Source organism: Carboxylicivirga agarovorans (genome assembly GCF_050589845.1).
Classification (GTDB): domain Bacteria; phylum Bacteroidota; class Bacteroidia; order Bacteroidales; family Marinilabiliaceae; genus Carboxylicivirga; species Carboxylicivirga agarovorans.
Genome location: NZ_JBNGPA010000028.1, coordinates 1 through 19,268, shown reverse-complemented (window position 1 = coordinate 19,268; position 19,268 = coordinate 1). Strand labels below are relative to the sequence as shown.

Here is a 19,268-nt window from a genome sequence, read left to right as displayed (position 1 = left end):
TGACAAACAGGGAAATTGTTTAGGTTAATTAAGGTTAATGGACGTTAGGATGTACGATGTTCGATGTGGAGATACTAGATAAATAGAATTCCGGGTAACTAACGGGATCAACAATTGAGCAGTTCGACAATTTGACGAATCGACTCCCGGATGACTATCGGCATAAGCAGTTTGAATATGAGATGTGGCTATTTCAATCTCCAACTATTTACCACTGCCAATCAACTCTTCCATCAGTTCCATCAAATCCTTAGCTGGTATATTGTTTCCGATGATCTTACCATTCTTATCAAGCAGAAAATTATCAGGTACCTGGTTAATACCGTAGGCTTGAGATATGGTGTTTTGATAGCTTTTCAATTCAGACATATTGATATGATCCTCCATACCATCCTGCCTGATGGCTTTTTGCCAGGATGACATCTTACTGTCATATGAGATACTAACCAACTGAAATCCTGACTCTTTGAATTTCTCATAAACCTTATCGAAATACCGGTATTCTTCACGACATGGCCCACACCATGATGCCCAGCAATTAACAAACAGGTAGCCGTGGCCGTAAAAATCTGATAGCCTTGCTGATTGACCATCGGGCAAATGAGCCTTGTATTGAATAAAATATGAGCCCTCCTGTCGCAGAGCTGTCGCATTGGCAAAGTATTGCAATTGCTTAAGTTCCGGTTCTCCCTCAAATGCAGGTCTTAAGAGGTCAACTATCTGTTGAAGTATATCAGCAGATCCTTGTCCAGTGTTAAGGTACTTCAGCAGGTGCCTGGTTCCCATCAACGATACCGGATGCTGAGGATACGCCTTAACCAGTTTTAAACTATGCTGCAATAGATGGGCCTGTGTCTGTTTGTTCAGCTTACAATCATTGGCCTTATAGCAATGATCGAAGGTAGTAAGGTATTGTTGAAACAGCTGATTGGAGAAGGAGCCTTCCACCACTTCACTCGCATTATCGGCAATACCAGATCTATACCGTATTTTAGTATTCTCAACAATCAGATGCCCGTTGAAGGTCTTAAAATCTTTAGAGTAAAAATCCAATTCAGCAGGTTCACTTACCTTCCCTTTTAAGGTGAAACGTTCATTCTTCACTAAAAATGAATCTTTCACGGTTATTACATCCGAGTGAAAATCGCGATCGAAATACAGATACTGATCGCTCAGACCTTTGATACGTCCTTTAATGATAAAACCATCTTCATGGCAAGGTGAAGAACAAGCAACAAATACCAATAGTAATATTGAGACAGAAAATAGCTTCATAAAGAAAGGAGAAAAAGGTTAATGAAGGAGGAGTAAAATCCCTCCCAGACGGGAGGGATTGAGCATCTTTTATTGATCTGTTATTGGTCTGCCGGATATGAATTCTGCTTCATATCAACACCATAAACAGCAACCTGATCAATATCTTTACGTGGTATTGGGAACGCAAATTTTTGTTCTTCAGAAGCTGGAGTAAACGTATAGGTTTTAGGAGCGTCAGTAAATACATTGTTCAGATCAAACTCATAAAAATTACGTGTAATCGTTGAAGGCAAGTATGTTATTGCTTCCCCGTAACCAGATATACGTGCCATATCATTCCAACGGAAAAAGAATGGCATTTCTCTTCTTCGTTCATCCAGAATCTGTTTAATAGCATCTTCTACACTGTCAAACGTCAAGTTTACTATTGATGCATCAGCTCCAGTATCAAAGCGCGTTTCACGCAACATATTAATTGTTGTTTCAGCACCACTTACATCTCCTGTTCGTGCCTGACATTCTGCTTTGATCAAGTACATTTCAGCCACTGATGGACCAATATCACTTCTGCCATTCCATACCCCAATTTTCTCAGCGGGAGTAAAAACACCTGTCCACCAATTCATACCACCACGGTAATCTGATTCGGTGTAGGAATAGTTTTCAATGTAATAATACTTCCAGCGTAGATCCAGTTCACGAGTAGCTTCATCTGCTCCAAACAAAGCAATTAAATCTTCGCTTGGAACAAGCCATAAGCCGCGGGGAGCACTTGTTGTTCGCTTATAATATGTTTCTTTCCAGTCGTAACGCCGAAAAGTTTGGCTCGACGTAAGGGGGTATTGGATCGTAACCTCTGTACCTGGATCTGTTTCTGATGTATAGATTGTTTCAGTTCGCTCCATTTCATCGGCATAACTCATTTCTGTGGCATAATTCATCAAGCGTGCTTCCCCATTATTATCCAATGCCTTCTGAGCATAGGTCAATGCATTGTCAAAGTCACCCATTGTTAAATAGATACGTGCATATAAAGCATATAAGGCCGGTGCACTGGCTCTCCATTGCATGATATTCCCAACCTCTGCTATTTCCAATGGTTGATCTTTTAAAAAGGCTTCTGCCAAAGCTAATTCTTCAAGAATCAGATCATATACTTCGCCAACGGTTGCCCTATTGGGAAAATCCTCGAGATTGGTATCGGGTTTGATCGGCACGCCCAATGAAGAACGGGTTGAACCACCTGGTTGATAAGGCAATGCATAGTTGGTTATTAAATAATAATAATTGATAGCTCGCCAATAATGTGCATCAGCAGCTGTTCGCGCCTTTTGTTCTTCCGTACCCATTACTTCGGGCAAATACTCAAGCATTGTATTTGCCTTGTACATATAATCATAACAATTTCGCCATGGGCCTGATTCATAATCTGAGACGGTGATTGTATTCATACTCCAGGTAATAGGCATTTGAGACTGGCTCCCACTGTAATGCCATGCATTACGCTCCTGAAAAGTATTTAAGGCTACATAATCATCACTCATCAGTATCTGAGCATCCATGGTTATGGATTGTTGATTGTTATTTGATAAGAAACCATCCAGATATTCAACTTTTGTCGGAATGATCTCCTGTTGTTTACTCGGTATTTCCTCCAGCATATCTTCACAGCCAATGAACATTGGTGCAGCCATAAATATGAGTAGGAATAATTTATATAAATGTCTCATTTTATTTCTCCTTTACTTTAGAAATTAGTCTTTAAACCAAATGTAAATACGGCTCTGGGCTTAAAAAACCTGTATTCAGGATCTTCATCATAATCGTTAAATAAGATGGTTCCAACATTGTTAACCTGTCCATACAGTCTGAAGTTTTTCAGGCCTGTTTTACCCAGGATACTTTTCGGAACAGTATAACTCAGGTTAATTTCCTGGAAACGAATATGTGATGCATCTGTTGTTCGGTAATCCATATTCTGCGATGCTCCATATAAGCTGTTAATATATGGATGATAGCCTTCTGATGGTAATGGAATTGTTTCATTAGGATCAGCATCTAAAGCTTCATGGTATAAGTTTGAGACAGATGCATTATTATCTGGTAACCAGAAATTATATACGCTTCTTTGGAAAACATGTCCAAACTTACCCATGATAATGAATGAAAGATCAAAATCATAAAGCTTGATATTTGAACTTAATCCGGCTATATACGGGGCAATCGTAACGCCTTGTTCATATGAGTAATCAAGCGCGTCTCCGTCAAGTCCCCAGATATTTGTTGCATCGTGCTTGTTACCGTCCTTATCTTCGATCATTGGAACGCCATCTTCCATTCCTGCATACTTATAGGCCCATAATGTGTTTGCATTATACCCTTCAAGATAAGATTGAGGTGCTCCTTGCGTTAATGCACTTACCCATGCCGGTTTCGAATACAGTTTAAGAATCTCGTTATTGTTATATGCAAAATTCAGATTACCCGAGAAGACAATATCTCTGCCTTTGATCGGTAAAGTGGTGCCAATCTCAACTTCAATACCTGAATTACGCATTTCAACAGCATTGAGGTTAGCTGAGTAAGTTCCCTGGAATGAAGGTAAGTTAATTGGGGTAACCAAATCTTCACTTTTCTTATTGTAATACTCTAATCGACCAAACAGCTTACCATTCCACATCGAGTAATCGATACCCATATTGGTTTGTCCGATCAATTCCCAACGAAGTGTCGGATTACCATGTCCGCGGAAGATGGTGGTCGCATATTCACCAGAATCAGGATCTTTTGTCTGCTCAATGCTAACTACCGTTTTGGCATAGGTTGATTTATTGGGGTTACCATTGAAACCATAACTGGCCCTTAGAGCAAAGCGATCCAACCATTCCAAACCAGACATAAAATCTTCTTTATGCAGCTGCCAGTTACCACCTATGGACCAGAATGGCGAATAGCGATATTCCGGATCAGCTGAAATAAAGTTGGAAGCATCGGTACGAACCGACCCTGTTAAGCTGTATTTTTCATTGTAAGTATATGAGAAATTAGAATACAATGAAAAATATACATCATTAAAGTACCCTGGTACAGATGTACTTCTGAAGCCATCAAATGAAGACACAAAGCTGGCACCGGTACCTGATGGATAAGGCGTTGTAATACGACGGGGAGCCCCATACCAATCCCTTATAAAAGAATTATATATGAATCCGCTTGCCACATTACCAGGACCGTTAGGTAATACCTGTGTGGTTCCTCTTTCATGATCGTAACCATATGCACGTGGCAACACCCAAATATCTGTTGTCCGTCGACTTATTTCCTGACCTAACAACATACTTATCTGGTGCTTACCAAAGGTGCGGTTATAATTGGCCTGGTTACGCCAGTTCCATGCTTTGATACTACGATTGAATTTATCAACAAACTCGCCTTTAGGCAGGTTTGGCACAACATTTCCTGCCACCGCATCATCGAAAGTACCACCTGATGTTTGATTAACGGTCATACGTACTTCAAAAGAATCTTCAAAGTATCGTTCTGTATCATCGTAATCATACATCTCGTACATAAACTTTGAATCAATATCAAAGCCTTTGAACAATTTGATGTTTAATCCGGCATTAATACGGGCGTGTATTGTTTTAGCCCTGAATTCCCTGGCACTGATCTCTTCTATCGGATTGTAAGTCCAGTCTTCATACGGATAAAGGGTCGGATCAACAAAACGATCGAAATTAGGCTGATATATCTGGGATACATTACCATATGGTCCCCATGCTGTTACTGGTCCGTTTGTCCATCGGGCCAGTGAACCATCATTATTCACCAATTGCTGGTATGGAGCAACGCTTATAGCGTCCTGAAATGGTGAATTTGTATAGTATATTCTGGCATTTGAGCCATTATAGGTATCATCCTGATAGTTGAAGTTTGTGTTTAAATCAAAACGAATGAAGTCGGTAAAATTATAGCTCATGTTATAATTCACCATGTATTTTTGCTTATCGTCGCCTTTATAATCCGTTTTACTATCTTCAAACATCAATGATACACGATTACGCATTTTGTTAGTGGCTCCTGAAATAGCCAGGTTATATTGCTGTGTAAACGGATTCTGTAAAAGATGATCTTTTATCTGTTTAGTATTGTCAATTGAACCATACTTTGCCAACTGTGCGTTTAACTCTTCTTCGGTAATGTTTCCAAGGCGAAACTCATTAAATGCGGTTTGAGTGGCAGATAAACGTGCTTTTGCGATATCATTGGGAGAATTACCAGGAAGCCCCCATGATGATAAATAAGCAGGAGATCCCCAATCATTTGTTGTCAGCCAGGTAAACTTTTCCAACTCTATCTGGTCGGCTGCACTTACCCTGTTCAATTCTTCCTCAAGGTTACGTTTATTCTGGAATCGCCAGAATGAGCTGAATTCAACCGTGGTAGGTTGCGCTTTACTGGCTTTTTTAGTGGTTATAACAATAACCCCGTTGCCCGAGCGGGCTCCCCAGATTGATGCTGCAGCCGCATCTTTCAAAATAGTTACACTTTCAATATCATTGGGATTAACACTCTCAAACTCACCCTCAATAGGAAATCCATCTACAACGACCAGCGGCGAAGCTACAACGCCGTATTCCGGCTTAAGTGATGATTGACCACGTATTTCAAATCGCTTGTTACCCTGCTCATCAACAACCTGTTGAACTCCTGCAAGCGTACCTACTAATCGCTCTGAAATATCTATAGCCGGTTTGTCAATAAGTTCATCACTAAGCTTACCAAAAGAACCTGAAGAACGTTCACGTGAGATTTGCGTGAAACCTGTTACCACAACTTCATCCAGCCCTTGTATTTCCGACACCAATATAATATCAATAACCGTTCTTCCATTAATTTCTATTTCCTGTGTTTTATAGCCCAAACTCGATACTTCAAGCATTAATCCATCTTCTATTGGTGCTTCCAGCACATAATGCCCGTCAACAGCCGATACACAGCCATAGGTTGTTCCTTTGAAACAAACCGCAGCAAATGGCAAAGGCTCGCCCTTTTCATCGCGCACAGTACCCGTAATTTTTACTTTCTTCTCTTCCTGCACCTCATCAACTACAACGGGAGTTGGTTCTGGAGCCTTACGTTGAATGACATACACCCCGTTTTTCAATTCAAACGACAGGTCCTTATCAGCTAATATTTCATTCAAAATATCCTCGATGTTCCCCTCAGTATTAACATCAATATTTGAAAACGCTTCAACATCCTCATTGCTAAAAGCAAAGACAAAGTCAGTCTGGGACTGAATTTTCCAGAATAATTCAGCCAATGTGATGTTGCTCTCTTTAAGCTTTACCCGGTTTCCCTGCGAGTAAACAGATGCAGATACCTGCAACATCCCGATTAATAAAAGTACAACAGACAGTTTCATAATCCTGTACAGTTTTAACATCTTTCTTCCCTCAAGAAAGATGGGTTCTCGATTTTTCTTCATAATTTTGAAATTGATTATTTAACGAATGAGCTGAGTGCCAATCAGCTTGTGATTAACAGGGGATAGTGCCAATATCCCCTGTTTCTTTTTGTGTTCTGTAGTTTTCTGTTTCTTAATTTATGGATTTAATTACAATATTATCTTCAAATATTTCAAATTTAACCTTATTGGTTGTTTCCAATATTTCAAGCATCTCTTGTATAGAATCGTAACGGTTTGTATATAAAGAGAATCGCTTATCTTTCATGGTTTCGTTCTGGTAAAAAATATTGAGCTGATACCAGCGTGCCAGGTCTTTCATAATGGTTTCCAGCTGGGCATTGTTATACACGAACTTACCATCTTTCCAGGCCGCATAAATATTAGCATCCACTTTATTAACGTCTATCGTACCTGCATTCGCTGCTATGACCGCCTGCTGATCGGGTGTTAAAATAACGCTCTCCTGCATAGCATCCAAAGCAATGCTTCCTTCTACCAGTGTCACTATATCTGATGATTCATCATTATAGCATCGCACATTAAATTCGGTACCCAAAACCTTAATGCGCTTATTATTAAAATTAACAAAGAATGGACGGTTCTTATCTTTTGCCACTTCAAAATAGACTTCACCCTCAACAAATACCTCACGTGTATTGCCAATAAACCGCTCCGGATAACGCAACTGTGATTCGGCATTCATCCATACTTTGGTTCCATCCTCCAGTGTAAGGTTAAACTCACGGCCCCGTGAGGTAACCATCGTATTGTAACGCTGCTGATCGCTTAAGGTATTCGGATCAACACTATAATCAGCACCCGCTGAATCGATATTAATGTTGGTACCTGATTTAAGTATATTAATAAGTGTATCAGCCGTGGCGACTTCGACCGTACTGCCATCATGTAAGGTTAATAACGCCTTATTCTCACCGGGCTTAATCTCGTAAACTTTTGCATAATCGTTGCGCTTACGGGCGTCGTCAGATATTTTATATACACTAAAAAATAAAACCAAAGGTACCAGGACTGCTGCCGCATATGAGATCCATCGGCCAATTGTGCGCCGGGGACTGATTTTGCCGCCAACTTTTTGCCAGGCAACATCACTTGGGAATTTATCGAATAATAGCGATTGATTCAGTAAGTTTTCCTTATTCACTATTTTCTCAAACAGCTCTTGGTTTGTATCATCAGCCAACCATTTCTCGAGTACCTGCCGATCAGTATCGGACAGCTCACCCTTAAGGTGGCGGGTAATTAAGTCTGCTATTTTTTTGTTGTTGGTATGCATACAATTTTCCTTGTTTGCAACCATAACACGGAGCGGGTGAATGTGGGTGACACTTTTTTAGCTTTTCTTTAACCTAAATTCACTCTCACTGCCTTATTAACTGATAATGTACCACTTAACAAATCAACAATTTAGTAATTCGATAGTTGGGAGGTTTGGATGTGCGATTTGGAGATGTGCGATGTGGTGATAGCTATTCGTGCACAAGCTCACAACCCATGATAGAATTGCCAGACCTTAAGGTTTTCAAAACCTTAAGGTCTTTGAGTACTGCACACGCCAAAACACTGCTATAAAACCTTTGAACCACCCTTAAGGAATCCATTATAACTTCTGATCAATGACAGTTCAACTTATAAACTAATAAACTCAATCAACAATTCGACAGTTAGGCAGTTAGACAGTTAGACTATGTGAGGATGTTCAATTCGACAGATTGACTCACTCGAGAACTATAGGATAAACTACTCGACTCTTCAAGTTCTATACCAGGTTCACTACACAAGCACAATTAAAACCCAGTGCATGCCTCCCAGCTTTTCGCGAAGTGTTTTATATGCTCGTTTTTTCAGTGTTTTAACGGTATTGACCGATACATTAAGCTCATCGGCCACCTCATTGTTGGTAAGCCCGTTCATTGAATGTATAACAACCTCACGGGCCTGTGGCGACAAATGTTGAATAGCCTTGTGAACCTCGGCATAAACCATTGCTTCAATTTCATGCTCATCTGTAGTATCAGTCTGCTGAAACTCGGCCAGCTCTCCCCTGTTGCGCTCTTTGACCTTTTCATGACGAATAATATTCAAACAGCTATTTCGAACCGATGTAAACAGATAAGAACGCAATGTACCCTCATTTGAAAAGTTAGCATGATTATTCCAAAGCGCCAGAAAAACCTCCTGCACCACATCAGCACTACCTGCCGTATCTTCCAGGTATCTGTATGCAAATGAACACAAAGGCGTATAAAACTCATCAAATATCTCTTTGAAAGCCTTTTTACTGCCTGATTGCATTTTTAATATAGTGTCAGTAAGTTGGTTCACCGGGAAATGTTTTCGTCAAAAAAAGGAAAATGTTTTTGTTTATACAAATGTGTTTGTAATACAACATGCCCTTCTTATTAATATTAATGATGAGTAATGACTTACTAATGATTAAATTTCAATGATATGCACGCGGGTTCCCTCCTTAATGTTTCAATCCAAAATCCCACATTCCCTATGATGATTCGTCGAATTGTTGATCCCGATAGTTACCCGGAAGTCGAATCGTCGAATTGAACATCTCACATCCTAACATCCAAACATTCATTAACCCTAATTAACCTTGATTAGCTGAGTGTTAACCTCTTTTTTACAGGGCAACATGTTCTTTTGCATTAAACGAATTACCAGGGAAATATGAAAAGAACAAAACGATATATGAAAGCCATACTCATTCTCATTGCCATTGCATTAAGTGGCTTTTATACAAAGGCGCAACAGCCCAATATACCACGATTAAATGTGTACCTTGATTGTACCATGTGTGATATGACATATTTACGACAGGAGATGAATTACCTGAATTTTGCACGTGATCAAAAAGATGCCGATGTCTATATTATGGTACTGACACAGAAAACCGGTAGTGGCGGCACCGAATATGAACTAGAGTTTTCGGGGCAGGGTAAATTTGATGAACTGTTTTACCGCTCATCGTATAACATGGATATGAATGCCACCGCTGATGAATTGCGTGAAGAGCTAAAGATGCACCTTGAGATGGGATTGGGTAATTTCTGGAGTTATATGTTTAAAAAGGTAAGACCATATAACCACAGTGATTCAACCCAAACAACAACAGAAGTAAATGAACCTGTTGAAGATATCGATAAGTGGAATTCGTGGGTGTTTAGCCTGGGTTTAAGCGGTAGTCAGAGTGGTGAAGAAACATCAACCATTACCAATATAAATGGTAGCTTGTCTGCCAAACGCGTTACTGAGAAGAATAAGTTTTACCTGAGAGCGAGCTGGGACAAAAACTCATCGGAGTTTACCTACGAAATGCCTCCCCCCAGTCCGGATGGCGAACCGATAACACTGACAAATGAATACGTTAAGGAAAACCGTTCATTGGATGTACGAAATGTGTTTAGCATCTATAACCTGTGGTCATTGGGAGCCTTTGCTGAAGCTGGCAACTCGGTTTATGGCAATACCGATTTATACCTTAAATTCAAGCCAGCATTGGAATTTAGTGTTTTTCCTTATGAAGAAGCAACACGCAAGCAAATAACTTTGTCATACCGGGCAGGTGCCGTTTACAATGAATATTTAGAGTCAAGTATATTTAATAAAAACGATGAATTACTGTGGGAACAAAGCCTTGAACTTGGTGGCAGCTTCAAGCAGAAATGGGGTACCATAAGCGGTTCTGCTACATACGACTCCTTTTTGCACGATAGCGAATTATATGCCCTTAACTTTAGTGTACACGCCAACTTGCGCATATTCAAAGGCTTCTCATTTAATTTTATGTCGTCCTATAACATTACCCATAACCAGGTTCATCTGCCAGGTGGAGGCTTAAGTATTGATGAGTTGTTGCTCCGCCAGAAACAAGCGCAATCGGGTTATAACTATTATACCAGTATTGGATTCAGCTATACTTTTGGCTCAATGTTTAACCCGGTTGTTAACCCACGTTTCGGATTTTAGAATAAAAGCCTAATTGCAGATCAATATAATCAGTTCGTTAATGCTAAAGGGCGATGCTTCTGTGCCAGGAAGAATCGTCCTTTTTTTATAAGCTGTATGAAGTGAAGGAATGAATGCCGAAGATCAGTCACATTCTCAGTCACCATTCACTCAAATTAACCTTAACTAACTTTGATTCACACAGTTTTAACCAGGCATTAACCTGAATTACAATGACGATCATATTACTTTGTATCTATAATTAATTGATAAAAACAACGGATATGAAAAACGTATTAACCTTAACCATTATCGGGTTACTAACCGTATTGAGTAGTACTGCTCAAAATTGCACTTTTGATGATTTGCAATATGAAAGTATGTATAGTGATTATACCAATTCAGGAGGATCGGATGATAAAGACGGATGTAGTTTTAGCTCTGCAATGACTAATGACAATATAGGAAACAAGGCCATTCCTTTTAATGTAAAAGACATCAATGGTAACCACTATACGTTGGAGGAATTAAAGGGCCAAATAGTTGTTATCAATTTTTGGTTTATTGATTGTAATCCATGTACAAGTGAAATACCGGAACTGAATCAAATGGTCGAACACTTTAAAAACGATGATATCGTCTTTTTAGGAATGGCTCTTGACTCAGAAGAGCGCTTAAAGACGTTTTTAAAAACAACTCCATTCGATTACAACATCATTCCCAAGTGTAAAGATATTGTGACAGCTTATGGCATAAAAACTTCTCCCGGCCACGTAGTGATAGATAAAAACTCACAAATAGTTTATAGCTCTGAAGGCCTTACTCCTGAAACGGTAAAAAACCTGCAAGCCGCCATCGAAGCACAGCTGTAGATAGGGCTTATGATTTATGCATGATGATTGGGGGCTGATGATTGGTAGTGGATAGTACCAGGCTGATGACAAGGTTCAGACATAAATGACCGGTACTATGGAAGTACTTAAGAAAGTCGAATAGCAAGACTAATTTCATTCACCAGATACCCCTTAATCGCCCTGAGAACTAATTACCATGACATGGTATGCCTGCATACCATGTCATAATAAGCATACATACCATGACGTGGTAAGCATACATACCAAGTCGTGGTAAGCCTGTGTACCATGTCGTGGTAATATACAATTACGCCCCATTGATTCTTAACAACTGGGTAGATTCAGAAAACACATGCGAGCTGGCAGAGGAATTGTTAAAAAAGCAGATGTTTATTTGTCGAATTGAACATCGAACATCCTCACATCCCCACATCGAACATCGAACATCGCACATCCTAAGCTCTGACCAAAAATAAATACCCCTTTCCCCTCAAGGTCTGAATTTCAATATTCTCATCTTCGCTAAAATAATTACGTAGTTTTTTAACGTAAACATCCAGGTTGCGGGAGTTAAAGAATGAATCATCTCCCCAAATTTTCATCAAGATATCCTTCCGCTCAATTATTTGAGAACCTTTACCTGCCATCATCTGCAATAATTCACCTTCGCGACTTGACAAATTTATGGTACCTGAAGGTGCTATCAGCTCATAGCGCTTAGGCAGGTATTTATATTCACCAATAATGACCTCTTCATTATCATTATTTGATACGGTAGCTTGAACCTGATGAATGGTCAGCTGGTTTTTTATTCTGACAATCAGCTCCTGAATGCTAAAGGGTTTACGCATATAATCGGTACCACCAGCCTCAAACCCTTTAACCAGATCATCAGTATCTGTTTTTGCTGTTAAAAAGATGATTGGTAATGCCGGATACCGACTCTTTATCTGCTGACACAGCGATAATCCGTCCACATTGGGAAGCATAATATCCAATACACAAAGATCAGGCATAAATGCATCAAAATGATCCATAACCTTGCCGCCATCGGTTTCCCATACTACCTCAAAACCTTGCAGTTTAAGTGTATCGTATGTTATCTTACCCAGGTTTGGTTCGTCTTCTATGTAAAACACTTTAGTTTTCATCGCTTTCTCTTTTGATTATCATCATTGTACAAGTGGTAGTTTGATCGTAAAGCTACAGCCTCCGTTCGTATTGTTTTGAGCCTTTATAGTTCCTCCGTGCTGTTTGATCACCAATGCCACAAAACTAAGCCCCAAACCAAATCCTTTAATATTGTGCTGATCACCTTTGGGCACCCTGAAAAACTTATCAAAGACTTTATTAATATGATTTTCAGGTATACCAGGACCATTATCACTTATGGATATGCACACCTGTTTTGGTTCCGTTTTCATATCAATGGCTATCTGCGTATTGTCGCCGCCGTATTTAATGCTGTTATCAATCAGGTTTTTCAATACCCCCTCAAAATACAAGCGATCTATATCTATGGTGATATCCTGTTCTGCCATTTTAAAGCTCACATCAATATTCTTTTCAACAAAAAGGATATGCATATTTTTAAGACATTGTTCTATAAAATCACCCAAATCGGTGGATTCCAGTTTAAGATTCTTCTGGTTTTTCTCCAGCTTTGAGTGATCCAGAACGCGCGATGTAAGCCCGTCAAGCCTGTTCATTTCATTGGCAACCATATCCAGGTATTCGCCCATTATTTTCGGGTCGGCCTGCATGCCAAAGCTACGCAGGGCCTCAAGGGCAGCCTTGGCTGTAGCCACTGGAATTTTAAGTTCGTGCGTTATATTATTGATAAAATCACTTCTTAATACACTAAGATTTATCTGACGCAAATAGCTATGATAAGTAAAGATTAATGCAAAAGCAGTAATGCTTAGCAGTATAAATGCAAAGATCAGTTGAAACGAAATAACACCTAACAGGTACAACTGGTAATTGCTAAATAAGATGACCATCTCATACATTTCCGCTTCATTATCATACCGGTATATACCCATTACATGTTCAACCGAATCCACTTTAACAACCGGTTCCTGCCAATTGGCTTTAACATGTATGTTATTGTATTCGAGACGCAATAAGTACAATTCCCTGAACAATTTCTCATCAAGCTTTATTTCAAAGGTCTCACCTTCCTCTTCCCTGTTCCAATAGTTTCCAAAACGGATACCAGCCTGAAAAATATAGTTTTGAATGGTGAATATTAAGTTACGGGTTCGGTCATCAGGTCGTGTGCGCGGGTAAACTGATGTATAATACTCGAATAGTTTATCTAAACCTTGCTCATTCTCATTGAGCACTTCAATAATCGACTGTGAAAGTTCAAGCTTCTTCTCATCCGTCAGTTCAATATCCTTAAACTGTATACCTGACAAGTCTGATTTATCCTGATTTTCAATAATTGGAGTAATAATCGCTTCGTAAATCAGGCGGTCAAACATTTCATTTTTCACATCGTAATAATGACCGCGTAATTCCCTATTGAGAAGCTGTTTTTCATTCTTGTATTGTGTTACCAACCAATAGCCAACAAAGGCAGAAAGTAAAAGCTGACTCACAATCATCAGCAATACAATACGCGTTTTCTTTTTCAGGTACGGATTTTTTTCCATAACGTAAATATAAGTGCTTTAATTGATGTGCGATAAAACTATTAACCTTAATTAACCTTGATTGGCCTATTGTTAACTCACTATTTCTCAGCAATCAACTTCATTTGTATGCTATAATCGCCATAGATGAGAATTGCTGTATTACTCATAACGTTTTTAGTAATTTCCACTGTCCTGGCTGCACAGGGAACAGAATGGATGAAACCGGAAAGAGATTACCGTGAGGCACTTGAGCTCGCACGTAATCAAAACAAACCGGCTTGTTTTGTGATCTATGCTGACTGGAGCAGGCAAAGTGAGTTACTGCTTAACAACTTGCTGGTATCAGACCAGGTGGCAGACTTTTACAACAGGCATTTTATAAATGTTAAGATCAATGTGGGTGAATTAAGCGGACGAAATTTCTTAAGTCATTATAATGTCAGAAGTATACCTGCTATTGTTTTTGTCAGTTCCAATGGTCAATTGCTCAGAGTGACCAATAATAAAGGTTTAAATAACAGCAAGGCATTATTAAAGGCGGCGCGACTGGCTTTAAATTTTCCCGGAGAGAAAGAATGGTCTTATTACCGGCACAAGTATGAAGCCGGGCAACGTGATTGGAATTTTCTGGAACACTATATCGAAGAGCGCCAGATTGAAACGGGATTACCAACCCCTTACAAGCTCATACTGGAATACATCAATGCTCTACCCTCAACAGCTATCAATACGCGTGAAGATGTTCGTTATCTCATATACCACCACGCGCATTTGAATAACGAGCTCTACAGTTTATTAAAAACTAACCCGCATGCGTTTGTGGAGTTAAACAATGTTGAGACTTCCATACCAGTATTTACATCTATTTTACACCGTAACAGGCATCAGTTTAAACATTGCACAGATGGTTGCAAAAAGCAGTTAAGGAATGATTTTGGTGCCCTGGTTTATCCCGCACTGGAATACTACGAATTAACCCATTTGTTACACTCAGCTAAAGCTGCTGCTTTTATTGATGAATACTTCTCTTTCATAACTAAATATGACTTGCCCCCCTCCTATAATCACCGGATTTTAATGGTTGTTTTGCAAACTGATAAGGTAAAAAAACAACAAATTGTGCAATTGATCGATGAACTGAACACCTATGCGGAACAGCATGAGCCATCCATCATATTACAAGCCATCAGGGTCAGGTTATTGGTTAAGGCAGGTTATAAAAGGAAGGCGGTTGTAAGTGCCCAAAATTCGGTTTTGGGTATTGATAACTTACCCCGGTCAAAGGCTGAAGAGCACAGCTACAGCTATTTACAACAGGTTGCCAATGGCTATGTCAATGAAAGTTTTTCCCGATTGATGCAGTATTTAAAATAAGTGTTGTTGAATCGAATAATCCGATAACCTGATATTGATTTATTTCCTGAATACGATTTAATATCGGATCAAGAGGTGTTTTATACAATTTATTGTCACCCATTTTGAAAGCTTGGGTGTTATGGTATAAAAATCACTAAATATCAGATGTATGAGAACTATTGTAATTGCAGCCTTTGCCATGCTTTTATCGGTGAATACAATGGCACAGGGAATTGAATTTTTTCAGGGTACATACGCCGAGGCACAGGCTAAGGCTAAAGCAGAAGGGAAAACCTTATTTATGGATTTTTATACTTCCTGGTGTGGTCCTTGTAAAATGATGGCTAAAAAATATTTCACCCTTGAATCGGTTGGCCAGGTATACAATGCAAAGTTTATTTGCCTGAAAATAGACGCTGAAAAAGGTGAAGGGCCGGCCTTAGCTGAAAAATACGGTGTAAAGGCCTATCCTACTCTTGTGTATGCCAAGGCTGACGGAACACAAACGAAGAAAGTCATGGGTGTTCAGGATGAAACCAAACTGTTGGGTTTAGCCAAATAAGAAAGCATTGTCGTATTGGCACATACGCATTTAATATCATTCGTTAAATAATCAAACTATGAAACATGTAATCAATGCCATGCTATGCCTGATGGTTATAGCATGTAACGCGCCACAATATCCTGTTTACAAGGATGCGCAACATATGAAAACACAAAATATGCCTGGCATACCCGAATTGGTTAATGCCGATATTCCGGGTGCCCCTATCCTGAGCCAACCGGTGCATATTCAGGGTACCATTGATGAAATCATCACTGAGAAGCATGGTTATGCTTATCCCGCCTTGTTCGATTGGAACCGCGATGGCCTTAAGGATTTACTGATCGGTGAATTTGAAACCGGTAAAACAGGCTCATTTTTGCAGGTTCACCTCAATGAAGGAAGTAATGAGCACCCTGTCTATTCCGGTAAATTTGAATATGCCACCGATCTGGCCGGCGATACAATAACAGCTTATTACTGGTGCTGCATTGGCCTGCACCCCCGCTTTGTTGATCTAACCGGCGATGGAATAGATGACCTTGTAACGGGTTCGTACAACCCGGGTATTATATCCATGTGGGAAGGTACTCCTGAAGGATTTAAACCTGTCGTTGAAGTGCTGCAGGAGGGTGATCCGCACAATTACATCAATGGATTGCCATTTACTGACAATCGTAGCCTGGATTACTGGAACTACACCTCTGCCAGTTTTGCCGATTTCAATAACGATGGCTTATACGACCTCTTCGTTGCCGGCTCAGGTGGTTTGCGTGTCGCCTTAAATATTGGTACTAAAACACATCCGAAGTTCGGCTATCGCAGCCTGCTGCTCGATCCTGAAGGACAGCCACTTTTGCTGCAGGATAAAGAACAGATCGATGCACATACGGAAAAATACGGCTCTGCAGGATGTATTGCCGGCGACCTGAAAACCTACATAGAACCAGTTGACTGGGATGGTGATGGTATTATTGATCTGCTGGCTACCTCAACCTATTCATACGAAGGACAAAACCCGGTTGAATTCTTCAGGGGCGTTCAAACGCCCAAAGGTATTCGCTTCGAACAGCGTCAGCCCCTGTTTAGTCGCAAAGACGGTTTGCCCCGCCCCTTACCAGGTTCTGGCACCCAGGTAAAGGTTGAAGACTTTAACAATGATGGCATCAAGGACTTACTGCTGGGTATCAGCATTATCTCTGTTGGTGATTATCGTATTGTTGATTCTCTGGCATGGCAACACCTCGATCATTTTGGCCTGCCGCGCATTGGTAAAGACCTGGGCCATGGCTACGGTGATCCTGGTCGTCATGCTCAGACCATGGAAATGCAAAAGAAAATGATTGAATGGCAGCCCGGATATAAGATCCCATGGTATTACCAACGTGAACTGGATGATCAGGTTCGTGATATCTATTCATCCCGGCACCGTGGCTATGTCTACGTTATGTACGGAAAGGCACCCGAAACGACGGCAAGGGTCAAAGTGGTTGATGAAGCAAAAGATTTTGAGTTGCCGCCAATCTATCAGTTAAAGACCAGTGAAGCAGGGAATCATAAAACCGAACAGGTAAGCATAAGCTTTGAATCGACCAAAAATCCTAATCCCTACGAAACGCCTATGCTCATCAAGGTGAAGTTCAGTATGAAGCCAGGATGGTATTTATACGCCGATACCAAACACAACAGAGAAGAAGGCTATTTTCCAACTACTATTGAGTTCGAGCCATGTCAAGGCGTTGTAATTAAAGACGACCTGCGTACACCCATCGTTGTTAATCCGGAAGGCCTTGCCCGTTATGAAGACATGGAGATGGAATTTGAGCAGGTGTTTTATATGACGCGTGACTTTTATAAGGTCAAAGCCGAAGACAAAAAGGTGAAAGTAACCGTCAATTACCAGACCTGTAATCAGGATATGTGTTTACCTCCTGTAACAGTTGAGGAAGTCATAAAATTCCAGTGAGTTCCAAAAGCACTTAAATGCCATTGATCCTGAGCTATTGATAATGGCACTAACACATCTTAAGGGCTGACCAACAAGTATTGATTTAAACGCTTCTCATATGATGAGTGGCGTTTTTATTACTTGCCATGAACTTGATTATAAGCTAATCTTTCTCAATCAAAGCGGCAGTTAATACTGTGCAATGGCCGCTCCAATTGAGCAAACATACCATATAATTTAATCCAAAGGTTGATGCTCCTGCTCCTTACTAAAATACAGTGCATATAAGTTCTGAGGACCTAAATGACTGCGAATAACCCAAAAGGCATTGAAAATAAAGAAGGTCAGGAACAGGACAACCATTGTAGCCAACCCTTCCATGGATATGGTATGATGCAGGTTACTGCCTAGCGCCTCCAATAGCCCTTCCCCATGTATAAGCCCCATAATTCCATGCTCAAGAAAGGTAAACGCTATGTATCCCAGTAAATAGATCAAGCTGCGAAAAAGTACCCTATAGATATTGGCGAGGTGATCAAGCTTTTTTGTTACACTTAAATGATCAAGGATCACAACCACTTTACCCAATACCAATGCTCCGAAAGCAGCAGATAAAAAACCCTGGTATTTAATATCATATTCAATAAGGAAGGCCTTTTTTAATAGCACAAAAACTAAAAAACAAATAAAAAAGAACACCGAAATGGCTAATACTTCCTTAAACTCTTTAATAAATGCTGACTTTGAAACCATAATATTGTTTTATGAGATTAGTAAGTAATGAATAACACTGAAACTTATGACCTTAACATCATTTTCACTTCAAGTTAAATCATTGATTTACATTTATCAAGGGATAGCTATTGGGCAATGTCATTAAGTTAAGACACTTCAACCTGCATAAAAGACTGATTAAGGTACATTCCATGTCAAATACTGTCAATGGAATATACCTTATAGCTCAATCGAAAAATGCGCTGGAGGCACAACTCAAATCAGCCACAGAACTATATAATGACGTCACTGATTGCTGTTGCACCGGTTTGATGGGCGTTGGGTAACCCGGGGCGTCGCTAAGCTTTGCCCACGAGTGTTCGAAAAGAAGTTTTATAAACGTATAGATCTATGCATCATGTAAATCAGCTCTCCTCCTTACAAAAAGCTACTCTTTACTGTTATTATTGTTCAATATGCTCATAGCAAGCAAATAACCTTC

13 protein-coding genes are annotated in these 19,268 nt (G+C 39.9%); 5 read left to right on the top strand and 8 right to left on the bottom strand.

All coding sequences use genetic code 11. From position 1 onward, the window contains the following. Window positions 1–204: 204 nt before the first annotated feature. The 5 genes from ACRD69_RS19870 to ACRD69_RS19850 form a co-directional block, all read right to left on the bottom strand. A complete protein-coding gene (locus ACRD69_RS19870; RefSeq protein WP_430816886.1) occupies window positions 205–1,275 on the bottom strand; it encodes a redoxin domain-containing protein in 1,071 nt (356 codons plus the stop codon). 80 nt (window positions 1,276–1,355) lie between these two features. Beyond that, window positions 1,356–2,987: a RagB/SusD family nutrient uptake outer membrane protein gene (locus tag ACRD69_RS19865; RefSeq protein ID WP_430816885.1), complete on the bottom strand. Its 1,632-nt coding sequence runs from the start codon at window positions 2,985–2,987 to the stop codon at window positions 1,356–1,358. Window positions 2,988–3,004: 17 nt separating this feature from the next. After that, entirely contained in the window at window positions 3,005–6,748 is a 3,744-nt protein-coding gene (locus ACRD69_RS19860) for a SusC/RagA family TonB-linked outer membrane protein (RefSeq protein WP_430816884.1), read from the bottom strand. 112 nt (window positions 6,749–6,860) lie between these two features. Continuing rightward, window positions 6,861–8,024, bottom strand: a complete 1,164-nt coding sequence (locus ACRD69_RS19855) for a FecR family protein (RefSeq protein ID WP_430816883.1) — start codon at window positions 8,022–8,024, stop codon at window positions 6,861–6,863. A gap of 497 nt (window positions 8,025–8,521) precedes the next feature. Further along, on the bottom strand, window positions 8,522–9,073 hold the full coding sequence (locus ACRD69_RS19850; RefSeq protein WP_430816882.1) for an RNA polymerase sigma-70 factor: 552 nt from the start codon (window positions 9,071–9,073) through the stop codon (window positions 8,522–8,524). Window positions 9,074–9,430: 357 nt separating this feature from the next. On the opposite strand from ACRD69_RS19850, the gene ACRD69_RS19845 reads away from it, so the two are divergent. Together ACRD69_RS19845 and ACRD69_RS19840 are read left to right on the top strand one after the other, a co-directional pair. Beyond that, a complete protein-coding gene (locus tag ACRD69_RS19845; RefSeq protein ID WP_430816881.1) occupies window positions 9,431–10,729 on the top strand; it encodes a hypothetical protein in 1,299 nt (432 codons plus the stop codon). A 263-nt stretch (window positions 10,730–10,992) separates the two neighbouring features. Further along, a complete protein-coding gene (locus ACRD69_RS19840) occupies window positions 10,993–11,580 on the top strand; it encodes a peroxiredoxin family protein (protein WP_430816880.1) in 588 nt (195 codons plus the stop codon). Window positions 11,581–12,017: 437 nt separating this feature from the next. On the opposite strand, the gene ACRD69_RS19835 is transcribed toward ACRD69_RS19840, so the two are convergent. Next, window positions 12,018–12,713 (bottom strand): response regulator transcription factor, encoded by a 696-nt coding sequence (locus ACRD69_RS19835; protein ID WP_430816879.1) that lies wholly within the window; start codon window positions 12,711–12,713, stop codon window positions 12,018–12,020. 21 nt (window positions 12,714–12,734) lie between these two features. After that, entirely contained in the window at window positions 12,735–14,222 is a 1,488-nt protein-coding gene (locus ACRD69_RS19830) for a sensor histidine kinase (RefSeq protein ID WP_430816878.1), read from the bottom strand. Between the two features lie 126 nt (window positions 14,223–14,348). On the opposite strand from ACRD69_RS19830, the gene ACRD69_RS19825 reads away from it, so the two are divergent. The 3 genes from ACRD69_RS19825 to ACRD69_RS19815 all read left to right on the top strand — a co-directional run bounded on the left by ACRD69_RS19825 (window position 14,349) and on the right by ACRD69_RS19815 (window position 18,070). Further along, complete coding sequence (locus tag ACRD69_RS19825) at window positions 14,349–15,578, top strand: thioredoxin fold domain-containing protein (protein ID WP_430816877.1); 1,230 nt, start codon at window positions 14,349–14,351, stop codon at window positions 15,576–15,578. Between the two features lie 151 nt (window positions 15,579–15,729). After that, the gene (locus ACRD69_RS19820; RefSeq protein ID WP_430816876.1) at window positions 15,730–16,122 is read left to right on the top strand and encodes a thioredoxin family protein; all 393 of its coding nucleotides are present in this window, start codon (window positions 15,730–15,732) and stop codon (window positions 16,120–16,122) included. A 58-nt stretch (window positions 16,123–16,180) separates the two neighbouring features. Then, window positions 16,181–18,070 (top strand): FG-GAP repeat domain-containing protein, encoded by a 1,890-nt coding sequence (locus tag ACRD69_RS19815; RefSeq protein ID WP_430816875.1) that lies wholly within the window; start codon window positions 16,181–16,183, stop codon window positions 18,068–18,070. Between the two features lie 219 nt (window positions 18,071–18,289). Here ACRD69_RS19815 and ACRD69_RS19810 read toward each other — a convergent pair whose 3' ends face one another. Continuing rightward, window positions 18,290–18,805, bottom strand: coding sequence for a hypothetical protein (locus tag ACRD69_RS19810; RefSeq protein WP_430816874.1), 516 nt, complete (start codon window positions 18,803–18,805; stop codon window positions 18,290–18,292). Window positions 18,806–19,268: the final 463 nt, after the last annotated feature.